The organism is Nostoc sp. NMS8 (genome assembly GCF_017115045.1).
In the GTDB taxonomy this organism is placed as follows: Bacteria; Cyanobacteriota; Cyanobacteriia; order Cyanobacteriales; family Nostocaceae; genus Nostoc.
This window is the reverse complement of record NZ_JABXKK010000104.1, coordinates 182,897-206,430: the sequence shown is the minus strand read 5'-3', so window position 1 is coordinate 206,430 and position 23,534 is coordinate 182,897. Positions and strand designations below refer to the sequence as shown.

16 protein-coding genes are annotated in these 23,534 nt (G+C 42.4%); 13 read left to right on the top strand and 3 right to left on the bottom strand.

What is annotated here, in order from left to right; translation table 11 throughout:
• Positions 1–58: 58 nt before the first annotated feature.
• The gene (locus HWQ39_RS27370; protein ID WP_292852316.1) at positions 59–1,492 is read right to left on the bottom strand and encodes a chlorophyll a/b binding light-harvesting protein; all 1,434 of its coding nucleotides are present in this window, start codon (positions 1,490–1,492) and stop codon (positions 59–61) included.
• Between the two features lie 2 nt (positions 1,493–1,494).
• On the bottom strand, positions 1,495–2,526 hold the full coding sequence (locus HWQ39_RS27365; RefSeq protein WP_292852313.1) for a chlorophyll a/b binding light-harvesting protein: 1,032 nt from the start codon (positions 2,524–2,526) through the stop codon (positions 1,495–1,497).
• Between the two features lie 364 nt (positions 2,527–2,890).
• On the opposite strand from HWQ39_RS27365, the gene HWQ39_RS27360 reads away from it, so the two are divergent.
• From HWQ39_RS27360 to HWQ39_RS27345, 4 genes are all read left to right on the top strand, one after another.
• Complete coding sequence (locus HWQ39_RS27360) at positions 2,891–3,187, top strand: hypothetical protein (RefSeq protein WP_292852310.1); 297 nt, start codon at positions 2,891–2,893, stop codon at positions 3,185–3,187.
• A gap of 57 nt (positions 3,188–3,244) precedes the next feature.
• A complete protein-coding gene (locus HWQ39_RS27355; protein WP_292852307.1) occupies positions 3,245–4,240 on the top strand; it encodes an AraC family transcriptional regulator in 996 nt (331 codons plus the stop codon).
• Between the two features lie 151 nt (positions 4,241–4,391).
• Entirely contained in the window at positions 4,392–6,983 is a 2,592-nt protein-coding gene (locus HWQ39_RS27350; RefSeq protein ID WP_292852346.1) for a TonB-dependent siderophore receptor, read from the top strand.
• Positions 6,984–7,174: 191 nt separating this feature from the next.
• Positions 7,175–8,308, top strand: coding sequence for a PepSY domain-containing protein (locus tag HWQ39_RS27345; protein WP_292852304.1), 1,134 nt, complete (start codon positions 7,175–7,177; stop codon positions 8,306–8,308).
• Between the two features lie 258 nt (positions 8,309–8,566).
• Here HWQ39_RS27345 and csaB read toward each other — a convergent pair whose 3' ends face one another.
• The gene (gene csaB / locus HWQ39_RS27340; protein WP_292852301.1) at positions 8,567–9,604 is read right to left on the bottom strand and encodes a polysaccharide pyruvyl transferase CsaB; all 1,038 of its coding nucleotides are present in this window, start codon (positions 9,602–9,604) and stop codon (positions 8,567–8,569) included.
• Between the two features lie 410 nt (positions 9,605–10,014).
• Between csaB and HWQ39_RS27335 the strand changes: the two genes are divergently transcribed.
• From HWQ39_RS27335 to gshB, 9 genes are all read left to right on the top strand, one after another.
• Entirely contained in the window at positions 10,015–10,350 is a 336-nt protein-coding gene (locus HWQ39_RS27335) for a DUF2499 domain-containing protein (RefSeq protein WP_292852298.1), read from the top strand.
• Positions 10,347–10,646: a DUF3593 domain-containing protein gene (locus HWQ39_RS27330; protein WP_179066101.1), complete on the top strand. Its 300-nt coding sequence runs from the start codon at positions 10,347–10,349 to the stop codon at positions 10,644–10,646. Before HWQ39_RS27335 ends, HWQ39_RS27330 begins: the two co-directional genes overlap by 4 nt.
• A gap of 177 nt (positions 10,647–10,823) precedes the next feature.
• Positions 10,824–11,597, top strand: coding sequence for a 1-(5-phosphoribosyl)-5-[(5-phosphoribosylamino)methylideneamino]imidazole-4-carboxamide isomerase (gene hisA / locus HWQ39_RS27325; protein ID WP_292852295.1), 774 nt, complete (start codon positions 10,824–10,826; stop codon positions 11,595–11,597).
• A 289-nt stretch (positions 11,598–11,886) separates the two neighbouring features.
• The gene (locus HWQ39_RS27320) at positions 11,887–17,292 is read left to right on the top strand and encodes an ATP-binding sensor histidine kinase (protein ID WP_292852292.1); all 5,406 of its coding nucleotides are present in this window, start codon (positions 11,887–11,889) and stop codon (positions 17,290–17,292) included.
• A 283-nt stretch (positions 17,293–17,575) separates the two neighbouring features.
• On the top strand, positions 17,576–18,454 hold the full coding sequence (locus tag HWQ39_RS27315; RefSeq protein ID WP_292852289.1) for a peptidoglycan recognition family protein: 879 nt from the start codon (positions 17,576–17,578) through the stop codon (positions 18,452–18,454).
• A 154-nt stretch (positions 18,455–18,608) separates the two neighbouring features.
• The gene (gene hflX, locus HWQ39_RS27310; protein WP_292852343.1) at positions 18,609–20,354 is read left to right on the top strand and encodes a GTPase HflX; all 1,746 of its coding nucleotides are present in this window, start codon (positions 18,609–18,611) and stop codon (positions 20,352–20,354) included.
• 457 nt (positions 20,355–20,811) lie between these two features.
• Positions 20,812–21,645, top strand: coding sequence for an XDD4 family exosortase-dependent surface protein (locus tag HWQ39_RS27305; RefSeq protein WP_292852286.1), 834 nt, complete (start codon positions 20,812–20,814; stop codon positions 21,643–21,645).
• Positions 21,646–21,903: 258 nt separating this feature from the next.
• On the top strand, positions 21,904–22,176 hold the full coding sequence (gene grxC / locus HWQ39_RS27300) for a glutaredoxin 3 (protein WP_292852283.1): 273 nt from the start codon (positions 21,904–21,906) through the stop codon (positions 22,174–22,176).
• Positions 22,177–22,394: 218 nt separating this feature from the next.
• Positions 22,395–23,369: a glutathione synthase gene (gshB, locus tag HWQ39_RS27295; protein WP_292852280.1), complete on the top strand. Its 975-nt coding sequence runs from the start codon at positions 22,395–22,397 to the stop codon at positions 23,367–23,369.
• The last annotated feature ends 165 nt before the right edge of the window (positions 23,370–23,534 follow it).

The window sequence follows — 23,534 nt, the reverse complement described above, 5'->3', positions numbered from 1 at the left end:
GACTTATGTAAAAATAGCCATTTGTCCTACACCTAAACCTGACATAAGTTGATGCGACTTAGAAAAACAAACCGCTATTGGTTAACAGCAGGAAGGCAAACAAAGCTCCTCCGCAGCTACCCACTGTCCAGCCAGCATTAAACTCGCTCCAAGACTTAGCCGTTTTCATATTTTCTGGTAGTTCCCCTTCAGCAGGTTTGCGTTTTTGAAACGACACACTACCATACAACCACAAGCAAATAGATAAAATCAATACCAAAGCAATTGTCGCAAGTAGCCCTACTTGATTTGCAAATTCTGTATCCCTTAGCGGGCCTAACTTGACAAATGGGCCAATCAAGAAATAGCCATGTGCCATGCCAATTTCCAGACCTCGTGAAAAAGGAGATAAGCCTTGACGGTAAATAGGAAGATTTCTTAATAACTTTAGCGTGATATCCGAAGAATTCACTGGCGTATAGAGATTTCCAATTTCCGGTATCCCCGCAGCGTTGACAACTCCCTGCTGAAAATCAAGTCCAGCCGCGATCGCACGTACTCTCAAAGCGTGCCAGATGTGACCAGCTAAAAATACAACTGCCAGAGCAAAGTGACTAGTTGCTAGCCAAGTGCGAACCGTAATTACTCCCGATGCAGTCGTACTCAACCCCAACGGGCCATAAAAAACTGTGGGATAAACAGTATCATTCACTGTGACAAAATAAGCTGCCAACAAACCCATGTAAGCCAGAGCGCCCAGGCTATAGGATAGGTAAGCCTCACCAGACCAAAACAGTACCTTTTTTGCCCAAGCAAAAGGCTTAGTGAGAATGTGCCAAAATCCTCCAGCAATGCAGAGTATTCCTACCCAAATATGTCCACCGATGACATCTTCTAGGTTATTAACTGCTGCCATTCCCTGTTCGCCAAAAGCACCGAAGAGATAGCCAAAGATGCGACTAGGGTTAATAGTTGGTTCAGTAATTACTCGTACAAATGCGACTACCGGATCGTAAAGGCCACCCCAGAACAGCGCCTTGGCCACCAATAACCACGCCCCGAACCCCAACAATAGTAGATGAATGCCGATGATAGTGGTCATCTTGTCTTCATCTTTCCAGTCGTAACCAAAGAAGCCAGGAAAAGAGGGATTTTCACTTAAGACTTCTGGGCCTAAAAGGGCGTGGTAAATTCCACCAGCACCCAGTACAGCGGAACTAATCAGATGTAAAACACCAATGACAAAATAGGGATAGGTATCAATAATTTGACCGTCGTCGCCAACACCAAATCCCAAGGTTGCCAAATGGGGCAGCAGGATTAACCCCTGGTCATACATCGGTTGTCCGGGGTTGTATTTGGTGATTTCAAACAGAGTCATTGCTCCTGCCCAAAGGACAATCAACCCAGCATGAGCAATGTGAGCGCCCAAAAGCCGACCTGATAGGTTAATGAATCGGGCATTACCAGCCCACCAACCGGATTTCTGGGTCGTTATTGTTGCAGTTACCATTGTTAGATTGCCTCCCCACGAGTTGAATGGATGACTCTACCCTTTGAGAAGTCAAATCCAGCAGCGCGTAAAGCGTGCCAGAGATGCCCTTGAAGAAAGAAAAAACCTAGCCAGAAGTGAGCATTCGCCAGCCAAACACGAGAGGACAGTAAATCTCCACTCTGGAAGTAAGAAAAGCGGTCAAACCCAATACTCAGGGCTGGCCCATAAAATTCCGGTGGGTAAGCTAGGGTGTTAACAGAGACAAAATAGGCAGCAATCAAACCCATGAGAGCTAAAGCACCCAAGCTGTAAGAGAGGTATGCTTCTCCTGACCAGATAAAAAGCTGCTTTGCCCAAGCGAAAGGTTGAGTAGTAATGTGCCAGATCCCGCCTGCAATGCAGAGAATGCTTACCCAAATGTGACCACCAACCAAGTCTTCTAGGTTATTAACTCCAGCAATCCAGTGTTTGCCACCGCCACCAAATAAGTAACCAAAAATAACGGCAGAGTTCCAGGTGGGGCTAGAAACTACGCGCACCTCACCCACCGTAGAATCGTACAAGCCGCCAAAGAACATAGCTTTGGCAACCAGTAAGCCGGCTCCTAAACCTAGTAATACTAAGTGAATACCCAGAATCGTGGTCATTTTATTAGCATCTTCCCAGCGATAGCCAAAGAAAGAAAATCTCTCTTCTAAGATGGCGGGGCCACGTAGGGCATGAAAGATGCCACCAAGTCCCAAGAAGGCGGAGCTAATTAGGTGCAATACTCCAACGACGAAGTAGGGATAGGTATCAACTATTTGTCCACCATTTCCTACACCCCAGCCGAGGGTTGCTAAATGAGGCAATAGAATCAACCCCTGTTCGTACATTGGTTGCACTCTGTTGAAGTGGGCAAGTTCAAATAGGGTTGTTGCACCAGCCCAGAGAACAATTAACCCCGCATGAGCAACATGAGCGCCCAAAAGTCGTCCTGAGAGGTTGGTTAACCGGGCATTCCCTGCCCACCAGGGAATAGACTCTGGTGTTTGAACAGCCACCCTTGTCATGGCATTACCTCCTAAGAAAGTTTACAAATAGCTGAGATACATGACTGCCTTAATGCATATCTATATCAATAAGCCTAAAGATATACTATCAGACTTATTGAAAATTCTTTTCATTAATGCAAATCAACTTTTGTAAAGTATTTTAGGAAACAAACTGAAAGCTAGACTAAAAGCGATATGAGACTTGATTTTTAAGGAGTTTTATGGTAGGTTCCATTAGCCCAATAAAATACGGTAAATCGATAAATTTACCGTACTTTTATATTAAGAGTGAATAACGCACTCTGCAAGAGGATAATTTAAATCAAACGGAAATTGCCCCTTATGCCACAAGACTGGTTTGAATGGCACGACCTCTACAATAGTGACCAACATTGCAGCAGTGAGTGCAAATTGTTCGGGAGTATATTTTGTGATTGTGTGTGGTATATTTTGGAACCTAGCTAACGAAGCCGAACTGAATCGCTTACTTCGGAACCTAAGTTTCTTAAGTCAAAAAGGTTCCTCGATCATCTTGACTCGTGGAGATACTGAGGGGATTCGCTATTCTGATACGAACAGAATTCATGAGTCGGGAGCCAGAATTCAGTTGGGTATTCTGACTGAAAAAGCAGTCTCTTCTCCTTCTCCTGTCGGAGACACTTTTAGCGGCTTTTCGTAGACATCGCTCTCCGTCCTAATAGATACTATTTCTCAATAATTACTTGAGAGTATTATCATGACTATTCGTCTAACTGGGACAGAAGACTTTGGAGAATTTTGCAAAGATGTGCAGTTTAATGACTATGAGGGAAAAGCCGAATTATCTACTTGGTTTGGTCAAAGCAGCTTTCGCTGGACTTTTCTTCGCCATAACCTTGAGCTAGTAATCTGTGAGAATGAGTTCTCTCAACCAGTGATTGTTGAACATCAACAGCATGATTTACCTTTTCTTGTATCTAAATTTTTTTTATCTGGTGGTGTAAGAACTGTTACACCAAATGTGCCAGGAGTTAGTGAAGATTATGAAGAAGTCGCAGGTTACAACTACTTATTTTTTTTGCATGATATTCGGGAGTTTGAACATCATACCCCGAACCAACGCGCTCAACAAATCAGTATTTATTGGAATGCTGATTTACTTTCTAGTTTCCAAAGCAGCTTTGAGCAATTGCCGGTTTTACTGGTGCAGTTGAGAGAAAATGCGATTCCACAGAGGTTTCATCAGCCATTAGGACTTACCACACCGACAATGCAACTGCTACTAAAACAAATATTGCAGTGTCCGTACCGAGAAACACTCAGACAAATGTATTTAGAAGCAAAGGTGTTGGAATTACTGGTACTTCAGATTGCCCAGTGGGGGGAAAATAATCAGGTATTACAGCGATCGCAATTTTTCCGTGCTGATGAAATTGAACGTTTACATCACGCCAAAGCTATTTTAAATCAAACCCTGCCTCATCCACCTTCTCTACTAGATTTAGCCAGCCAAATTGGACTCAATGACTTTAAGCTCAAGCGGGGATTTCGAGAAGTGTTTGGGACTACAGTGTTGGGATATGTGCAATCCCTACGGCTAGAGCAAGCAAAGCAGTTACTCATCGAGACTAATTCAACAATTGTAGAAATTGCTTCTCAAGTAGGGTACGAAAGTATAAGTCATTTTGGATATTTGTTTAAACGGCAATTTGGGATCACTCCTAGAGAGTATCGTAAGCAAAAAAGCTTGTAGCAAAAACTAGATCCCGATTCCGATAAAAAAAATCCGGTTTCGGTGTATATGTGATCGCGCAATTTCCCGTATTCTCAATAAACAGAGTTAGATCAAAATAATTCTCAAGTAATAGCTCTATTTTGAGAAATTCGATTGGGTGTGTGGAGTGATGAAACTGTGGCGATCGCTGTTTATTTCCTGTTTTTTTCTTACTGTGGTTATGGAACCTGGACAGGCAAAAGAAGAGACTGAAATTCCCCGTGTACAGGAACTAGACCGTTCCGCAAGAACAGTCAAAGAATGGTTAGCTCAGATAGAACAACAGAACCCGCCAGGGAAAAGCCAGGTGGGTGAAGTTATACAAGTTACCTCCGTGAAGGCAAATCCCACCGCTAAGGGTGTGGAGGTGATTTTACAGAGTGATAAAGGGCAACAATTGCAAGTAGTGAATCGCACTGTTGGTAATAACTTTATCACTGATATTCCCAATGCTCAACTGCGTTTACCCAACGGTGACACTTTTACATTTCGCTCTGAAAAACCAATTGCAGGTGTTACTGAGATAACGGTAACAAACTTTGATGCTCAGACTATCCGGGTGAGTGTGACAGGAGAAACAGGTGTACCAACTGTTGAGTTGTTTGATAGTCCAGATGAGGGTTTAATTTTCTCTGTGGCTAGTGGTGCTGCATCCTCAGCGCAAAACCCCACCACGCCTACCGACTTGCCAAGGGGAGGGGAAACACAACAAACACAGTCAGAGCAACCATCAACAGAGGGTGATGAACCAATTGAACTTGTAGTCACAGGTGAACAAGATGGATACACTGTGCCAGAAGCATCAACTGCAACTTTAACTGATACACCTTTACGTGATATTCCTCAATCGATTCAGGTGATTCCCCAACAGGTAATCAAGGATCAGGGAATCACGCGGATTGTGGATGCGGTTCGCAATGTATCTGGTACTCAGATAGGAGGAGGCTATGGCAATCTTTTCGGTGAAGTCAGGATTCGCGGTTTCGGTGGTGGTCAGTTAGTAGATGGGTTTAATGGTTTACTTCCTGCCAATGGTGCCAACATTGAACAGGTGGAAGTGCTTAAAGGTCCAGCTTCAGTGCTGTTTGGAGAAGGAGATCCGGGTGGTCTGGTAAATTATGTGACGAAAAAACCTTTAAGCAATCCCTATTATTATGCTAGTTTCACGGCTGGTAGCTACGATTACTACAATCCTGCAATCGACCTGTCTGGACCACTAACGACCGATAAAAGGTTATTGTATCGTTTGAATGTTTCCTATGAAAATTCTGGCAGCTATCGGGATTACATTGAAAACGATATATTATATATCTCTCCAGTTATCAGCTACAAGATTAGTGATGCCACAACCCTAGACTTCGCCTACGAATATCTTGATTCTAAACAAGGGTTCGATCGCGGCTTTAAACCAGAAGCAATCTATTTAACATTGCCCAGAAATCGCAATTTAGCTCAACCCGACGATTTTCAAAATAATGAAAGCCATCGTCTGGCGCTAACACTCAGTCAGCAGTTTGGTGAAAATTGGCGGCTCAGAAGCAGATTTTCCGCACAATTTGGTGAAGGTGGTGAAAAAGTTACCCAAACCACCGGTGATCTTTTAGAGGATGGTCGGACATTGACGCGAGAGCAGTTTGGTGATGGTCCGAATTATTCACAAAGTTATGCTCTGCAAACCAACTTGATTGGTAAATTCAACACGGGTGCGATCGCCCATCAACTGTTGTTAGGTGTGGACTGGAAACGGAATACATCTAATTACAGCAACAGCTATTATATTGATTTCCCCTCAATAGATATTTTTCAGCCAAACTATGACGTTCTACTCCCTGAGCGCGTTTATACCAGGGGTAACAGCGCAAATAACGGCATAGGAATTTATCTGCAAGACCAGGTGACATTGTTGCCCAATCTGAAGTTGGTTCTAGGCGGGAGATATGACTATTTTGACAACAGCAGTGAAAATTTCAGTATTACTGACGAACCGCAAAAGTCTAGTGCTAACTCTCAAGCCTTTTCACCGCGTGTGGGCATCGTTTATCAACCCATCGAACCGATTTCGCTGTACGCCAGCTACAATCGCTCTTTTGCAGGCAACTTAGGGACTCTAAAAGCAGGCCGGATTCAAATAGAGCCTTCCTATAGTACACAGTATGAAGCTGGCATCAGAGCTGAACTTTTAGACAAGCGACTTTCAGTAAACCTCGCAGTCTATGACATTACTAAAACAAATGTCCCCACTACAGACTCCAACAACGACCAATTCTCAATTGCAATTGGAGAAGTGAAAAGTCGAGGAATTGAACTGGATGTAGCCGGGGAAATTTTACCGGGTTGGAAAGTGATTGCCTCTGGTTTTCTCAATGATGCTTATGTTAGCAAAGGTTATGCCGGACTTCCCGAAGGTCGCCATCTGACAAATGCACCATATCATGGCGCGAGTTTATGGACAACTTATGAATTTCAAAAGGGTAACTTGCAAGGATTACAGTTGGGTGCGGGGTTATTTTTTAAAGGCGATCGCACTGCCAACATCGATGATCCGTTTATTCTACCATCTTATGTCACAACCGAAGCCTTAATCGGTTACAAACGGGATAATTGGCGGGCTGCGCTCAACTTTAAGAACATCTTCAATGTCAGATATTACGAATCAAACGACTACCTCACCTTCCCCCAAGCACCATTTACCGTACAGGGAACAATTTCTTTTGAGTTTTGACCCCCTTGTTTTCTCCCCTTGCAAAGAAGTTACCCCACCCTAACCCTGCCCTTATAAAGGGGAGCCACTGCGTTGGGCGGGCAACGCCCGACTTGAAGCTGGCGTGAGGGAACATGATTTTTCTTCCCCCCAATAAACGGGGGGATTGAGGGGGGTAATTAAGCCTGACATCGTGCAAAGGAGCGTCTATCTTGAGTAATAAAAAACTACGTAACTTCGTATTTACCCTGCACCGTTATATTGGTTTAGCGGTGGGATTGATTGCCATCCTAGTTGGCTTAACTGGCAGCCTGATCGTTTTCCAGCGCGAAATCAACGAGTTTCAACTGCATCAACAGTTTGGCGCTATCTTGCCCAAAGGCCAGCGCTTATCATTGGAGGCTGTTCTGGATATTGTCAAAGCCGCCTATGCCAACCAGCCAAAAATGGCATTGCAAAGGGTTTATTTCCCAACTAAACCCGACGATCTCTTTAATGTCGTCATCTCAATTCCGAGCAACGATTGGGTAGAAGTCTACATCAACCCCTACACCGGGACAATTCTGGGTGACAGCCTACATCCCAATGCCGTACAGCACTTTATCCAGATTGTTTATGAACTCCACACCTCGTTAAAATTGGGCAATCTGGGTTTACAGATTCTCGGTGTTATAGGTTTAGTAACGTGCATCGTTGTGATCACGGGAATTATCTTGTGGCCTGGTTGGCGCAAGCTGATTTCCGGCTTCAAAATGAAGTGGGATGCCCACCCCAAGCGCCTTAACTTCGATCTACACAAGGTATCTGGTATTACTACCGCTATATTTTTACTGTTCACATTTTTCACTGGATTTGCCTGGAATTTGGGCTATGTTGACCCTCTAATTCGTGCCATCACCTTCAGTCCATCGCTGCCTGAGCTTGTCTCTGTAGCGATCGCAGGTCAATCTCCTCTATCTCTGGGCCAACAGGTGAAAACGGCTCAACTTGCCCTGCCTGATGGAGCATTGCGGAGCATTGACTTAACGATAGACCCCAAAGCGCCTCTGCGATTGCGGATGAAGCTCCCCCAAGAGCCACTGGAATACGGTATGAGCAATGTCTATCTGGATCAATACAGTGGTCAGGTTTTACGAGTTGATAATTCGTTAAAGGTATTGTTAGGTGACAAGATTCTCAATTCCTTCATGCCACTGCACTTCGGCACTTTTGGCGGCTTACCCACTCGCATTCTCTATGTCTTCGTTGGTCTGGCTCCGTTAATTCTATTTATCACTGGTTTTGTCATGTGGTGGTATCGCAAACGCAAGCAGAAAGATGATTTGCAACTACTTCGGCAGGATTGAGCATCTGTTAAATTCGCTGGATTGTCCTAGATCCGAGAGCGCAACTGCCATGTTGAGAACCTGTCGTGACTCAATACATAGTTTGGTTTTTTCGCGCCGGTCTACTTAAGCATCACGCAAAAATAACTTACCTATTAAGTTGACAAAACTTGGGTAATTTGGTATGCAGAGGCTATGTCAATAAACGAGACGCGATAAATCGCCTGCGGCTTACCCCCATAAATAAATTTAGGGGCTTGCACGCCGCAAATTACTTGGTCAAAGAAAAGCTTGGCTCAATAACTCACGGTGCATTAATGCCCTATCTACTAAAGATTTTATTTGCTCTGATGATAATGGCTCGCCATTAGCATAATGCTCCATCCAAGTTAGACTAATCAAATTGGGGTCATTGGGTAAACTCGCTAAATCCCACCCAGGCATTTCCAAATCTTCCATGAGACGATTTATCTTGGGGTCATAACTGAGAGCAAAGCAACGACAACCTTCAGCTGCTGCCATAATTAAGCTGTGCAGACGCATCCCAATTGCCATCTCGACGCCCCGAAATACACCTTTCAAAAGTTGCGGATCTTCTAGACATAAAATCTGGCTGACATCTTTAAGATGTGGTTGAATGGCTTCGGCAATACTTAAATCTTCACTTTTTTGAAATGGCAGTAATAAAATAAAAGCCTGCGTGGCTTTTTGAAAGTCAACCAAAGCGCGAGTTAAGTTTGCTAGACGTGTTTCTGTAAGTTGGGGATGCGATCGCAACGTTACCGCAACTCTCGGCGCAGGTAAATCCCAAAGTCCTGGTACTGGTTGCGATTCCAATGCCCAAACTGGGTCAGGGGCTATAATACAAGGAATTTGCCAATCAGATAATAAAGCCGCACTAGCGCGATCGCGCACACTAATTTTGGTACACTTACTAAAGTTCTTCCGTGCCAGCCAACGAGTTTGCGGACGCACTAACGGGCCGATACCCTGCGCCCAAGCAACAGTTTTCAAACCCATTTTTTGCGCCAATGCCATCAGTCCCCCATAATAAAATGGGCTGATAGTACTAGTAACATCTTGAATGAGACTCCCGCCGCCCCAAATCAAGGCATCACAAGAGCGTAAAGCTTGCAATACAGGTAAAGGAGCCATGCGATCGTAGGTTTCTACATTGTAGCGATCGCGCGTTTCCTCTGGATTTCCCGAAAGCACCACAGGCGTTACATGAGATGGTAACATTTGCAAAAGCGTTGCCAATAAAGCTTCGTCACCACCATTCCCTTTACCGTAATACCCAGACAATAATGCCCGCATCTTGACCATTTTGGATTTTAAATTTTGGATTTTAGATTAATAGCTTTTTTATACAGAATATCTGTCGTTTATAGCGTTTAACAACAAGCGTCAGGTACATTCGTAGGGGCAATTCATGTAGCCGAAGGCTTTCTGCGGGGTACATTAGTGTCAACTTAACGCGAAAGCAAGTCTAGAACGAGCTTTTAGATTGCCTCGTTCCCAGCCGAAGACTGGAAACGAGGTTTTAAAAGAGTTTCAGCTTAAGTAGACACCAATGATTTATGAATTGCCCCTACACATCGCGATATAATGTTGTACCGCATCTGAATGGGAACTGCTATATACAGATAATAGACTCATTCACAAGCTCTATTTTCAAAGTTCGTAACAGAGGAAGATAGAAACAACTCCCAACTCCTAACTTTTTTATGCACGTCCTATCGATTCCTACCTGGATTATTCACATTTCTAGCGTTATTGAGTGGATTGTCGCCATTTGGTTAATCTGGACTTACGGCGAACTGACTAATAACCGCAATTGGTGGGGATTATCTCTTGCCATGTTACCAGCTTTAGTCAGCGCTATGTGTGCCTGTACCTGGCATTACTTCGACAACGCCGAATCTCTGGAATGGATGGTAACGCTTCAAGCTACCATGACTTTAGTTGGTAATTTTACGCTTTGGGGAGCGGCGTATTTGATTTGGCGTTCTACCAAATCTGCTAACACTGTTGAACCAAACCCTATCAAATCAGAGCAATGATTTCTAAAGAAACCCTGTTTGCCCTTTCACTGTTTCCCTATTTGGGTTTCTTGTGGTTTATCAGCCGCAGTCCGCAAATGCCGCGTTTAGCGCTGTATGGATTTTATGGCACTCTCGTCTTTGTTGCCATCACCATCCCAGCAGGAATTTACGCCCAATTGCATTATGGCGAGTCTTTGGCCAATGTGGATTGGTTACATGGCGGTGCAGAACTATTTTTGACCCTTTCTAATATCTTGCTGGTGCTAGGTTTTGGGCAAGCTGTAAGGCAATTAAAAATGAATAATGAAAAATAGTAAGAGACTTCCAACTAAATTATCCAATCTTGTGGGGTGGACATCTTGTCCGTCCTTGGTTAATGGCGCTCGTGTCTCCCACCCTACAAGAAGTTAGGTGAGTATTTTTTTATTTGTCAGTCCTAAATTCAGCTATAGCTAGCGGTTTGATTGCATTAAGTTATAAGGAAAAGGTAAATGGACGTAATTCCAGCGATTGATTTACTAGAAGGTCACTGTGTACGACTGTATCAGGGAGACTACGATCGCTCGCAAGTTTTTAGCGAAAATCCTGCTGATGTTGCCAAACAGTGGGTAGATGAAGGTGCTAACAGACTACATATAGTTGATCTAGATGGTGCCAAAGCAGGTAAAGTAGTAAACTTGAAGGCAATTGAAGCGATCGCTCATGCGGTGTCAGTGCCGATTGAAATTGGTGGAGGATTACGCGATCGCACCAGCGTACAACAAATATTCAATCTAGGCATACAGTGGGCAATTCTCGGCACTATCGCCGTAGAACAACCCCAGTTAGTGCAAGAACTCTGTCAAGAATTTCCCGAACAGATTATCATCGGTATTGATGCTCGTAACGGACGCGTAGCAACTCGCGGTTGGTTAGAAACCTCAGAAGTTTTAGCAACTCAATTGTCTGTACAAATGCAAGAATTGGGCGCAGCCGCCATAATTTACACAGATATTCACCGAGACGGTACACTCAGAGGCCCGAATTTAGAAGCTTTGCGAGAACTTGCAGCAGCAATTTCCATCCCGATAATTGCCTCTGGTGGAGTTAGTTCTCTCACCGATTTATTGAGTTTGTTGGCATTAGAATCTCAAGGCGTAAATGGTGTGATTGTCGGACGTGCCTTGTATACTGGGGATATTTTACTCAAAGAAGCATTACGAGCGATCGGCCCTGGCCGGATTCAGGATATTCCACCGAATCTAGGTTTTTCTAGCTTTGCTTGATGATGCCAATTTTAGATTTTAGATTTTAGATTTTAGATTTTAACGTGAATTCGATTGCTCATATAATATCTACCCAATTTGCTCAATCAAAAAACCTTTCCCTGGTTTTACTACGCAAAACCGTCCCTCTCCGAGTCGGAGAGGGACAGACTTGAACTTTAGTTTAAGGCAGGGAGAGGTTCGTCGAACTCACGTTAATTTATTTGTTGGAAGTCCATTAGCGCAATAATATCAAGTTTGGTGATGTTTTTGGGAACTCTAAATACTGAGGTCTCAAAAATTAAGCCCTATGGTCAGCATTCCCGGTTATCACGTTAGCAAAGAACTCTATAACGGTTCTCGAACTTTAGTTTATCGCGCTAATCGAGAAACTGACCAAAAATCTGTGGTGGTTAAGTTGATGAAAACTGCTTATCCCAGCTTCAGCGAATTGGTACACTTTCGCAACCAGTTCACCATCGCCAAAAATCTGAATCTACCTGGAATCATCCAAACCTACAGCCTGGAACCCTATCAAAATGGCTATGCGTTGGTGATGGAAGACTTTGGCGGAGTTTCCTTGAAGGAATGGGGAGTAGAGAGTGGAGAGTGGGGACTGGGGGGAAGTGTAGAATCTTTGATGGAGTTTTTACGAATTGCGATCGCTCTATCTGATGCCTTAGATATTCTAATTCGTAATCGGATCATTCACAAAGATATTAAACCCGCCAATATTTTAATTAATCCCGAAACTAAAGAAGTTAAGTTAATTGACTTTAGTATTGCATCTCTGCTGCCACGAGAAACTCAGATATTGATGAATCCTAATGTGTTAGAAGGAACACTAGGCTATTTGTCTCCAGAGCAAACTGGAAGAATGAATCGAGGAATTGACTACCGTACTGATTTTTATTCTTTGGGTGTAACTTTTTACGAATTGCTATCGAGGGAATTACCATTTAAATCACAAGATCCGATGGAATTGGTACATTGTCATATTGCCAAACTTCCGCCACTTTTAGGGGAGAGGGGAGAGATTCCGCAAGCGTTGTCAGATATTGTGATGAAATTGATGGCAAAAAATGCCGAAGACCGCTATCAGAGTGCATTCGGACTGAAATATGATTTAGAAAATTGTTTGGCTCAACTGAAAGAGACGGGTAAAATTGTAAGTTTCCTAATTGCTCAACGGGATGTGTGCGATCGCTTTATTATCCCAGAAAAACTCTATGGTCGTGAGGATGAAGTTGAAATTCTGCTCAAAGCCTTTGACCGCGTTACCAACAATCAGACAGAATTAATGTTGGTGGCTGGTTTTTCTGGTATTGGTAAAACGGCAATTGTTAACGAGGTTCACAAACCTATTGTCCGGCAACGGGGCTACTTTATCAAAGGCAAATTTGACCAATTTAATCGAAATATTCCCTTCTCCGCTTTTGTGCAGGCGTTTCGAGACTTAATGGGGCAATTACTGAGTGAAAGTGATGTCCAATTGTCAACTTGGAAAAATAAAATTTTACAAGTGCTGGGCGATCAAGGGCAAGTCATTCTTGAAGTAATTCCTGAACTAGAACAAATTATTGATCAACAACCACCTGCAACGGAACTTTCAGCAAGCGCAGCCCAAAATCGGTTTAATTTATTATTACAAAGATTTATTCAAGTATTTACTACTAAAGAACATCCCCTAGTCATTTTTTTAGATGATATGCAGTGGGCAGATTCAGCTTCGCTGAAGTTAATCCAAGTACTAATGAATGACTCAAAGTCAGGATATTTATTATTAATTGGAGCTTATCGTGATAATGAAGTTTCTGCTGCTCATCCATTGATGTTAACATTAGATGAAATTGCAAAAATTAATGCTACTATTAATAAAATTACATTAGCTCCGCTGAGTGAAGCAAGTTTAAATCAGCTAATTGCTGACACCTTAAATTGCTCGCTTAAGATTACAGAAATATTAACACAATTAGTATATCAAAAAACTAAAGGCAATCCATTTTTTAGTACACAATTTTTCAAATCACTGCATCAAGATAAACTAATTAAATTTGATTTAGATAGCGGAAGCTGGCAGTTTAATATTACCCAGTTGAAGGCGTTAGCCCTGACAGATGATGTGGTTAATTTTATGGTATTACAGTTGCAAAAATTGCCAGAATCAACGCAAGATGTTTTGAAATTAGCAGCTTGTATTGGGAATCAATTTGATTTAGCAACATTGGCAATTGTTTCTGAAAAATCTGAAACCGAAACAGCAACATACCTCTGGAAAGCATTACAAGAGGGGTTAATCCTGCCCCAAAGTGAAGTTTACAAATTCTATGTTGGGCGGGAAACACAGGATTTAGTAGAAAATTCCTTAACTGTAAACTATAAATTTTTACACGATCGCGTTCAACAAGCGGCTTATGCTTTAATTCCAGATGCAGACAAACAATCTATCCATCTGCAAATTGGTCAACTGCTATTAAGCAAAATATCCATTAAAAAGCAAGAAGAGAGAATTTTTGAGATTGTTAATCAGTTGAATATTGGTGTAAAGCTAATCACTCGACAGTCCGATCGAGATCAATTAGCGCAGTTAAATTTGCTGGCTGGGCAAAAAGCTAAACTATCAACGGCTTATGCTAATACAATAGAATATATCAGTTGTGGTATTCAGCTATTGAGAACAGATAGCTGGCAACAACAGTATTCACTCACATTAGCCCTGCATGAAGAAGCTGCTTCAGCAGCCTACCTTATGGGTCAATTTGACCAGGTAGAAGAGTTTGTCAAGCAAGTTCAACAACATGCTAAAGTCTTACTCGATCGGGTTAAATCGATTGAAATTCAAATCCAATCTTATTTAGCCCAGAGTCGTTTTGAGGATTCGATTCAGACTGCGATCGCACTGTTAAATCTCTTAGGTGTTAAACTATCTCCTCAAGTAAATCAAACGCAAACATTACTTAGTTTAGCTCAAACTAAACTACGATTTTTAGGTAAATCTCCTTTAAATTTAATTGATTTACCTGACATGACAGGGGGCAAACAACTAGCAGCAATCCGAATTTTAGCTAGTACGAATTCAACAGCTTATATTGCTCGTCCAGATTTACTGCCACCAATAATTTTGAGCGAAGTCAATTTATCGATGCAGTACGGCAATGCGGCAGCATCGGCCTTTGGCTATGCTTGGTATGGATTGATTGAGTGTGGCATTCTGGGAAATATTGAGACAGGTTATAAATTTGGGCAATTAGCATTACAAGTTCTCGAAAGATTCCATAGTAAAGAATTAAAATCTAGAACCTTCTTTATTGTTCAAACATTTATTAATCACTGGCATCAGGCACTTCAAGACACAATTGCACCGTTAACCGAAGCCTATCAAGTAGGGTTAGAAACAGGAGATATTGAATATGCTGCTTGGGCTAGCTATAGCTGTAGTTTTCATGGATATTTGATGGGGCAGGAATTAGCTGAGTTAGAAAAACAGATGGGTGATTATGCTGAGGTTTACAACAATTTTAGACAAGAAAAACCTCAGATATATATTAATTCATTTCGTCAAGCCATCTTAAATTTGTTGGGACAGTCTACTAATCCCAGCTACTTATCAGGTGTCGTTTATGATACCCAAACTATTCGCCCATTACAACAACAAGCAGGCGATCGCACCGGATTAAGCTTTAGCTATGCCAATGAACTAATACTTTGCTACCTGTTTGAAAATTATACCGGAGCATCTGAAGCGGCAATTAATGCCATAACCTATTTAGATGGGGTAACATCGGCGGCAATTGTACCAATAGTTTATTTTTATGAGGCGCTAACTCAACTGCATCTCTATCCTACAGCAAAGGCGACTGAGCAAAAACAGATTCTTAAAAAAGTAAAGTCTCATCAGAAAAAACTGAAAAAATGGGCGCGTCATGCCCCTATGAATCATCAACACAAATTTTACTTAGTCGAGGCAGAACGGCATCGGATTTTGCTGCAAAATAACAAAGCAATGGAATTGTACGATCGCGCCATAACTCTAGCTAAAGAAAACAAATATGTCCAAGAAGAAGCCTTAAGTAATGAACTAGCTGCTAAGTTTTACCTCGACTGGGGCAAAGAGAAAATCGCTCAAGTTTACATGCAGGAAGCTTATTATTGCTATGCTCGTTGGGGTGCTAAAGCCAAAACCGAGGACTTAGAAAAACGCTATCCTCAACTCCTTGTTCTCATCTTGCAAGGGCAAGTAAATCGCTTGCAACTGAGTTCAACCATCGATACATCATCTTTCACACATCAAACCATTCACACAAATCTTTCTAGCAGCAGTATTTCTGAAACCCTCGATTTGTCCACCATTTTTAAAGCATCACAAGCTCTTTCCAGTAAAATTCAATTAGAGCAAGTACTCACTACTCTCTTGCAAGTGATCATGGAAAATGCTGGGGCACAAAAAGCTATTCTGCTTGTACTCCAACAAGACAGCTTAGTGGTTGAAGCTGTAGCTAATATCAATGAAGGAGTTACCCTACTATCTGTACCATTATCAACCAAGGAAGGCATTCCGATTACATTAGTAAACTATGTTAAACACAGCTTAAAAACTGTTGTACTGGATGATGCAACAGCACAAACTGATTTTATTGCCGATCCATATTTCATGCAGCAACAACCTAAGAGTGTCTTGTGTACGCCGATATTAAACCAGGGTAAAATCATCGGGTTGCTATATCTAGAAAATCCGCTAACAATTGGTGTATTTACTCGCGATCGCACCGAAGTGATCCAACTGCTATGCGCCCAAGCCGCTATCTCTCTAGAAAATGCCCGTCTTTATCAAGAATCCCAGAATTATGCTCAACAGTTAGAGCGATCGCTACAAGAACTTGAGCGCACCCAATTACAAATGGTGCAAAATGAAAAAATGGCAACCTTGGGCAATTTAGTTGCTGGAGTGGCACATGAAATTAATAATCCCATTGGATTTCTCGAAGGTAGCCTCGATAATGCCGAAGAGTATACTCAAGACTTACTCACCCATATCCAATTATTTAAACAATATCATCCCACTCCAGCGATCGCAGTTATTAAACATAGCGAAAAAATTGACCTAGAATTCTTGATTGAAGACTTACCAAAGCTAGTAAGTTCAATGAAGGTGGCTTCAGAGCGGATTAAAGATATTAGTACCAGTCTGCGTACCTTCTCCAGAGCCGATACAGCCGAAAAAGTTGCTTGTAATCTCCATGAAGGGATTGAGAGTACTCTGTTAATTTTGAAGTATCGCCTCAAAGCTAATGAAAAACGTCCTGCGATCGAAGTTGTCACCGAATACGGCAATTTACCACCCGTCAAGTGCTTTTTAGGACAGCTAAATCAAGTATTCATGAATATTATTGCCAATGCCATTGATGCCTTAGATACATCCATTAAGGGGTATTCTTATGCCCAAGTGCGAGATGAATATCAGCAAATACTCATTCACACCGAAGTGTCTAATAACAACACGGTAATAATTCGCATCAAAGATAATGGTCAGGGGATGCCAGAGGAGATTAGAGCGCAGATATTTAACCACCTGTTTACAACTAAAGAGGTTGGTAAAGGGACAGGATTAGGATTAGCGATCGCTCGTCAAATTGTCGAGGAAATCCATAATGGACAGTTGAGTTGCAATTCTGTGCTTGGTGAAGGAACAGAATTTGTCATAGAGATTCCAGTGTAAATCCAATACTGTTCGGTTAAGACAAGAGATGCGATGAATCGCCGTCAAGATAATAATCAATCTTTTGTCTTGACGGCAATTTATCGCGTCTAACATCCTTATTAAATGGTTCATAACAGCACTATTGCAGGGATTATAAAAGTATATTTAACTAGAATTAAGGTATTATAGCGATTATTGTTTGGATACCATAAGCGGTAGGGGTTTACAGAAATGTGCCTCTACAAGAGACACGCGAGTTGAGCTATAAGTTAATATCTACCGTTTTACGGGTATTAGAAAAATGAGGTTTAAAGACTGGGCGACTAGGGTGCTACTAATCTCGCTGATGTTCATGGCTTTAGTTGTAGTGTTGATAATTGGACGAGCGACAAAATTACACAATAATCCGACAACATCCCATATATCCAATCCACCGGTTATGGCTTTCAGTCAATATCCGCAGGTGCAATTCCAATCAGCGAAAGAACCAGAGAAGAAATCTCAACGTGTTCTCAAGTCCCCAGTCAAGATTAACAAGCCTGTAGCAAGGTATGTAACCACTCAAGCTTTTGCACGCTACAGACCTAGTTATCAAGTTGCTTCCGTTGACCCCAGTAACTATGGAGAACGTTACACCAAAGATGTGAACGGCGTTCCTCTCCACAATCAACCAATTATCGTCCTTCATGAAACTGGTTATTCTGCTTCCAGTGCGATTAATTTCTTTCAAGTAGCCCATAACGATGAAGGTGTGCAAGCAAGTTACCACGCTTTAGTCAAGTTGGATGGAACGGTGGTTTATCTAGTACCACCAGAAAAACGGGCTTTTGGTGCAGCTCACTCTGTCTTTGAGACTCCAGAGGGAGTGGAAACTGTGCAGACTAACCCGACTTTGCCGGCATCAGTAAATAATTTTGCTTATCACGTTTCTTTAGAAACACCCCCAGATAGTTATGACAGTAGCAGCCAACAAACCCATAGCGGCTACACAGAAGCTCAATATCATTCTCTTGCTTGGTTAATTGCTCAAAGTCAAGTTCCAGACCATCGCATTACTACCCACCGTTTAGTAGACCGTTCTGGTAAAAAAGTTGACCCAATAAATTTTGATGGAAATAAATTTCTGAACTTACTTAATACTTATCGTCAGGTTAGACCAATTTATCGAGTCAGCCAATAATTTAGAGGTTTATACAAAATTAGCAAGAAACGAACCGTATCCCCGCGAACAAATTCATAACGCATCCCTCAAAGGAGAGAGATAGGAGCCTAAACCCTGTTGTAAAATAGACATATAAGGATTCGGGGGGCCATTTAACTGGTCATAAACGCCTATAGAAACTATTTTTGGAAATCTCCAAGGTCTGAAGTCCAGCCAGCTGAAGCAACTACAGCGGTTGTACCACCAGCGCATACCAGGCGATCGCATCACCACGCCTGAATTTTCCCAGCGTATGGCAGCAATTAGCACAGAAGTCAATCAGCCTGTGTGCGCCTACATCAACCGTCGCGGACAAGTGATTCGCGTCGGGGTAGGCACGCCGCGCCAAACGCAAATACCACCGATGGAATTGCCCCGTTACGGTGCAGAACGACTTAGTGGTATTCGTTGTATTGCCACCCATCTCAAGCCAGAACCGCCCAATGAAGCGGCACTCACGGCGATGGCACTACAACGCTTAGATGCCCTAGTTGTCTTAAATATTACCGGAACGGGATTTACACGGCGGGGAGGCGGTGCAACTGGGTATGTGAAAGAAGCTTATCTAGCTCATCTGACACCCCAAGAGTCTCGCACCCTGATTACTAGTCCTGCTGCATTGAAGGTAGGGGAAAGCCAAATCCAATCCCCAAGTTGGAGTATATCGCCACCTCTGGACTTGGACGATCTAGCAGATCAGGATTTAGTAGACTTGGTGGAAAATCTGGAAGCAGAATTCCAGCGCGAATTTATCGCCCAGGAAGTAGATGCTGACCACGATCGCGTGCTGATTGTGGGGTTGATGACCAGTGAGATGACTCCCCTACAATTCCAGGACAACCTATTGGAATTGGCACGTTTAGTTGATACTGCTGGCGGAGATGTATTACAAACAATACAACAAAAGCGATCGCGCATTCATCCCCAAACCGTAGTTGGCGAAGGTAAAGTGCAAGAAATTGCCCTAACAGCCCAAACACTAGGAGTCAACCTCGTCGTCTTCGACCGCGACCTCTCACCCTCCCAAGTGCGTAATTTAGAAATGCAAATTGGTATCCGGGTGGTTGATCGTACCGAAGTTATTTTGGATATCTTTGCCCAACGCGCCCAGTCTCGTGCCGGTAAATTGCAAGTAGAACTAGCACAGTTAGAATACATGCAGCCGCGGCTGGCTGGTAGAGGTCGCACCATGTCCCGATTGGGTGGTGGTATTGGGACTCGTGGCCCTGGTGAAACCAAACTGGAAACTGAACGCCGTGCCATTGGCCAGCGTATTTCCCGACTGCAAAAAGAAGTAACCCAGTTACAGGCACATCGTTCGCGGTTACGGCAGCGACGGCAGCATCGAGAAGTTCCCTCAGTAGCTTTGGTTGGATATACCAACGCTGGTAAGTCTACTCTGCTGAATGCTCTCACTAACGCAGAAGTTTATACAGCCGACCAGCTATTTGCCACTCTCGATCCTACTACCCGCCGCCTGGTAATTCCTCATGGCGAAACAGATGAACATCAGGAAATTCTGATTACAGATACAGTAGGGTTCATACACGAACTGCCTGCATCTTTAATGGATGCCTTCCGCGCCACCTTGGAAGAAGTAACAGAAGCCGATGCCCTACTACATTTAGTAGATTTGTCTCACCCTGCCTGGTTACGTCATATTCGCTCAGTTAGAGAAATACTGGCGCAAATGCCAATAACTCCTGGCCCCGCGCTAGTTATTTTTAACAAGATCGACCAAGCCAATAGTGAAACACTAGCTCTAGCTAGAGAAGAATTCCCCTTAGCGGTGTTTATTTCTGCGAGTCAGCGCTTGGGATTAGAAACCCTACGTCATCGCCTTGCCCAGTTGATTCAATATGCAGTTGACTGTGGTTAAAACTTGAGTAGCGAATTCAGTGTCAGCATTTTATATATTAGTGTCCTAAATTTTTAACTTTGGGGAAGGCGAAATCGCCTTCCCTTTTTCATTTAATCTTCATAAAATCTCGTATGATGTCTAGAAAATTATTAGCTTTTCTCGTGATGCGAATTAACAATATTCCAGATAAATTGATTGATTAAGAAAAAATACTGAGAAATAAAAACTTAACCAATTAAGCTGATTGTGTGTAGTAGAAGATCCAAAAAAATCTTAAGTGCAAATACTTAAAATATGCAATATATTTGTTAAAAATGTATTGCATGTTTCCAATTTAAAGTTTTAGTAAACCTTGATTCATAAGGTAGACAAGCAACAGTTTCTTATGCCAATTTATACATAAGCTATTTTCATAAAAAAGTTATTTTGGGACATCTTAAATGTCTTAAATAGAAAGCAAAGGAGTTTAAAACAAGTGTCTCAAAGATATTCTAAGAAAATAGTAGGTTATGCAGCCTACTCTATATCAGCATTAGCTGTAGTGACAGTTTCGCAGATGTCTAGAGCAGATGCAGCATCTTTGAGTTTTTCAGCCACAGGTACTAACCCAATATCAGGTGGAAGCAGTACAGCCCTTTCGGCAAAAGCTGTCTTTGATAATTCAATTGCAGGTCAGTTGACACTGACCCTTACTAATACAGGGCCAGGTGCATCAGCCCCTACTGATGTTCTAACAGGAATCTTCTGGGATTATGCTGGATCTCCCTTAACAAATTTAAAGTTGTCTTCAGCCAAAGCTCCAACCGTAATCAAGAATAATGTAACTACCGCAACAAATGTCGATCTTACCAAGGTTGGAGGAAATACAGTTGAATGGGGTTTTGCTAAAACTACCGCTAGCAGTGGACTTGGTGGTGCTAGTGGCGTACTTAAGCCAGTAACTCAGCACTACGGTATTGGTACAGCAGGTTTTGGTATATCGCCTGGTTTTGGTCTTTCGGGTGGACAGCAATTCAATTACGGTATTATTACTGGTTACGATAGTGCAAATCCGGCAGTCAGTGGGGGGACTTTTGTGAAGAACTCTGCCACATTCGTTTTCTCAGGGCTACCTACTGGCTTTGATTTAACAAAGATTCAGAATATTCGTTTTCAGTATGGTACTGGTTTAGATGAGCCTAGTACTTATTATATTGCTTTGCCACCTCCACCTAAAAAAGTACCTGAGCCTGGTGCAACAGCTGCTCTTGGTTTATTTGCTGTAGGTGCGCTGAAGGTTGCCAAGAAAAAGTCTCTAGTCTCAGCTTAAATGAGAACTTGAGTCCTAACTGAAAGCTGAGTTATGCCTTATAAGCAATTCTCACAATCAAATAAAAGTCACCCTGTTTTAAAAAAAATTGGTATAGAGATAATTCTTAGTCAAGAGTCCAAACTTTATCTCTTGGCTAATTTTTTTGATATAAATCTAGTTAGTGGCTTCTGAGGATGAAGACAAATCAGGATAGAGCCGCTATAGCCAGTAGCAAAGTTCTAAAATTAAGAAGTATTAAATCAAGTTGAGGACATCATGGCTGCCAAAGTAGAAATTTACACCTGGAGGACTTGCCCGTTTTGCATTCGTGCCAAAAGTTTACTGAAAAACAAGGGCGTTGAATTTACCGAATACAGCATTGATGGAGATGAAGCAGCCAGAAGTAAAATGGCTCAAAGAGCAAATGGACGCCGCTCTTTACCGCAAATTTTCATCAATGACTCTCATATTGGTGGTTGTGACGATATCCACGCTTTAGACAGTCAAGGCAAGCTGGATGAGCTACTAACTTCTAACAATAGCGTTTAGATTTAGAAGGTTTTGCGTTAGCGACAAGCCGCTGCAAATTACACGGCAGTCGCTACAACTCTGAAAAACTATGTGCCGCCTTGTCTACTGGCTTTTATCCCCATAAGACTTTACCCTCCACGTTTTACTCAGCAGTACAGATGTACGTCAATTGGTAAGATCATCAAGAGATAATAATTGAATAACTATTTAATTTCTTGGTGATTGAGGTACAAAGGGTGAAACTGGCTTTTATCATTGATCCCATCCATTTGCTTGATCCGTGTCATGATACCAGTGTTGCCCTAATGGAAGCAGCGCAAATTCTGGGACACGAAATTTGGATAACTCAAGCAAATCTACTGAGTGTCGTGGAGGGCAAAGCTTGGGCTGTTCTACAACGAGTCGAGCTTGTACCAGTCCAGTTAGTAGACAGACGGTGGGTAGCGGCGAATCCTTGGTATAAGTTGAGCGATTCTTACTTAACTTCTTTAGAGACAATGGATGCCGTATTTATGCGGACAGATCCACCTGTCAATGATTCCTACCTCTATGCTACTTATATTCTCGATTACATTGACCAAAATAAAACCCTGTTGATTAATACTCCCAGTGGTATCCGAGGGGCAAATGAAAAAATGTATGCCCTCCAGTTTACCAAAGCCATTCCAGAGACAATTGTCAGTGCTGATAAGCAGTTTATTCGCCAATTTGTCGAAGCAAAGGGGGCAACAATTCTCAAACCGCTGGGTAATAAAGCAGGGGAAGGAATTTTGTTTTTGCAATCAGGTGATCGCAATTTTAACTCTATTGTTGAACTCAGTACGCTTCAAGGTCGAGTACCAGTAATGGTACAAACCTATCTACCAGAGGCAAAAGAGGGAGATAAGCGAATTATCTTGCTCAATGGCGAACCCATTGGTGCGCTCAATCGCCTCTCTAGCGGAACTGATTTTCGCAATAATATGGCAACTGGTGGTACTGTCGCTCAAACTGAAATTACCCCAAGAGAATATGAAATCTGTAACCAATTAGCCGAACGCTTACGCCAAGACGGCTTAATTTTTGTGGGTATTGATGTTATCGGTGGCTACTTAACTGAAGTTAACGTTACTAGTCCTACCGGAATTCGTGAGATTGATCGACTAGATGGCACTCACCTTGGTCATCAGGTTATTCAATGGATTGAACAAACACTAGAAATCAAAAAATAATTTACGTTTATTTTTTTGTTTTCTGTCCTATTCTCAGGAAATAGACTTTCTTCGGATATTTCTGTGGGCGAATTGTCTACGCAACTTGCTTTCAGTAAATATATTTACTTGTACCGAATATAAGTTTAATGGAGCACTAGGGGTAGATGTAGCGATGTCTATGAC

Bases quoted from the DNA above. Each gene is read 5' to 3' on its own strand.
- HWQ39_RS27370 (WP_292852316.1), bottom strand. From the start codon at position 1,492: ATGGTAACTGCAACAATAACGACCCAGAAATCCGGTTGGTGGGCTGGT.
- HWQ39_RS27365 (WP_292852313.1), bottom strand. From the start codon at position 2,526: ATGACAAGGGTGGCTGTTCAAACACCAGAGTCTATTCCCTGGTGGGCA.
- HWQ39_RS27355 (WP_292852307.1), top strand. From the start codon at position 3,245: ATGACTATTCGTCTAACTGGGACAGAAGACTTTGGAGAATTTTGCAAA.
- HWQ39_RS27350 (WP_292852346.1), top strand. From the start codon at position 4,392: ATGAAACTGTGGCGATCGCTGTTTATTTCCTGTTTTTTTCTTACTGTG.
- csaB (WP_292852301.1), bottom strand. From the start codon at position 9,604: ATGCGGGCATTATTGTCTGGGTATTACGGTAAAGGGAATGGTGGTGAC.
- HWQ39_RS27335 (WP_292852298.1), top strand. From the start codon at position 10,015: ATGCACGTCCTATCGATTCCTACCTGGATTATTCACATTTCTAGCGTT.
- HWQ39_RS27330 (WP_179066101.1), top strand. From the start codon at position 10,347: ATGATTTCTAAAGAAACCCTGTTTGCCCTTTCACTGTTTCCCTATTTG.
- hisA (WP_292852295.1), top strand. From the start codon at position 10,824: ATGGACGTAATTCCAGCGATTGATTTACTAGAAGGTCACTGTGTACGA.
- HWQ39_RS27320 (WP_292852292.1), top strand. From the start codon at position 11,887: ATGGTCAGCATTCCCGGTTATCACGTTAGCAAAGAACTCTATAACGGT.
- HWQ39_RS27315 (WP_292852289.1), top strand. From the start codon at position 17,576: ATGAGGTTTAAAGACTGGGCGACTAGGGTGCTACTAATCTCGCTGATG.
- grxC (WP_292852283.1), top strand. From the start codon at position 21,904: ATGGCTGCCAAAGTAGAAATTTACACCTGGAGGACTTGCCCGTTTTGC.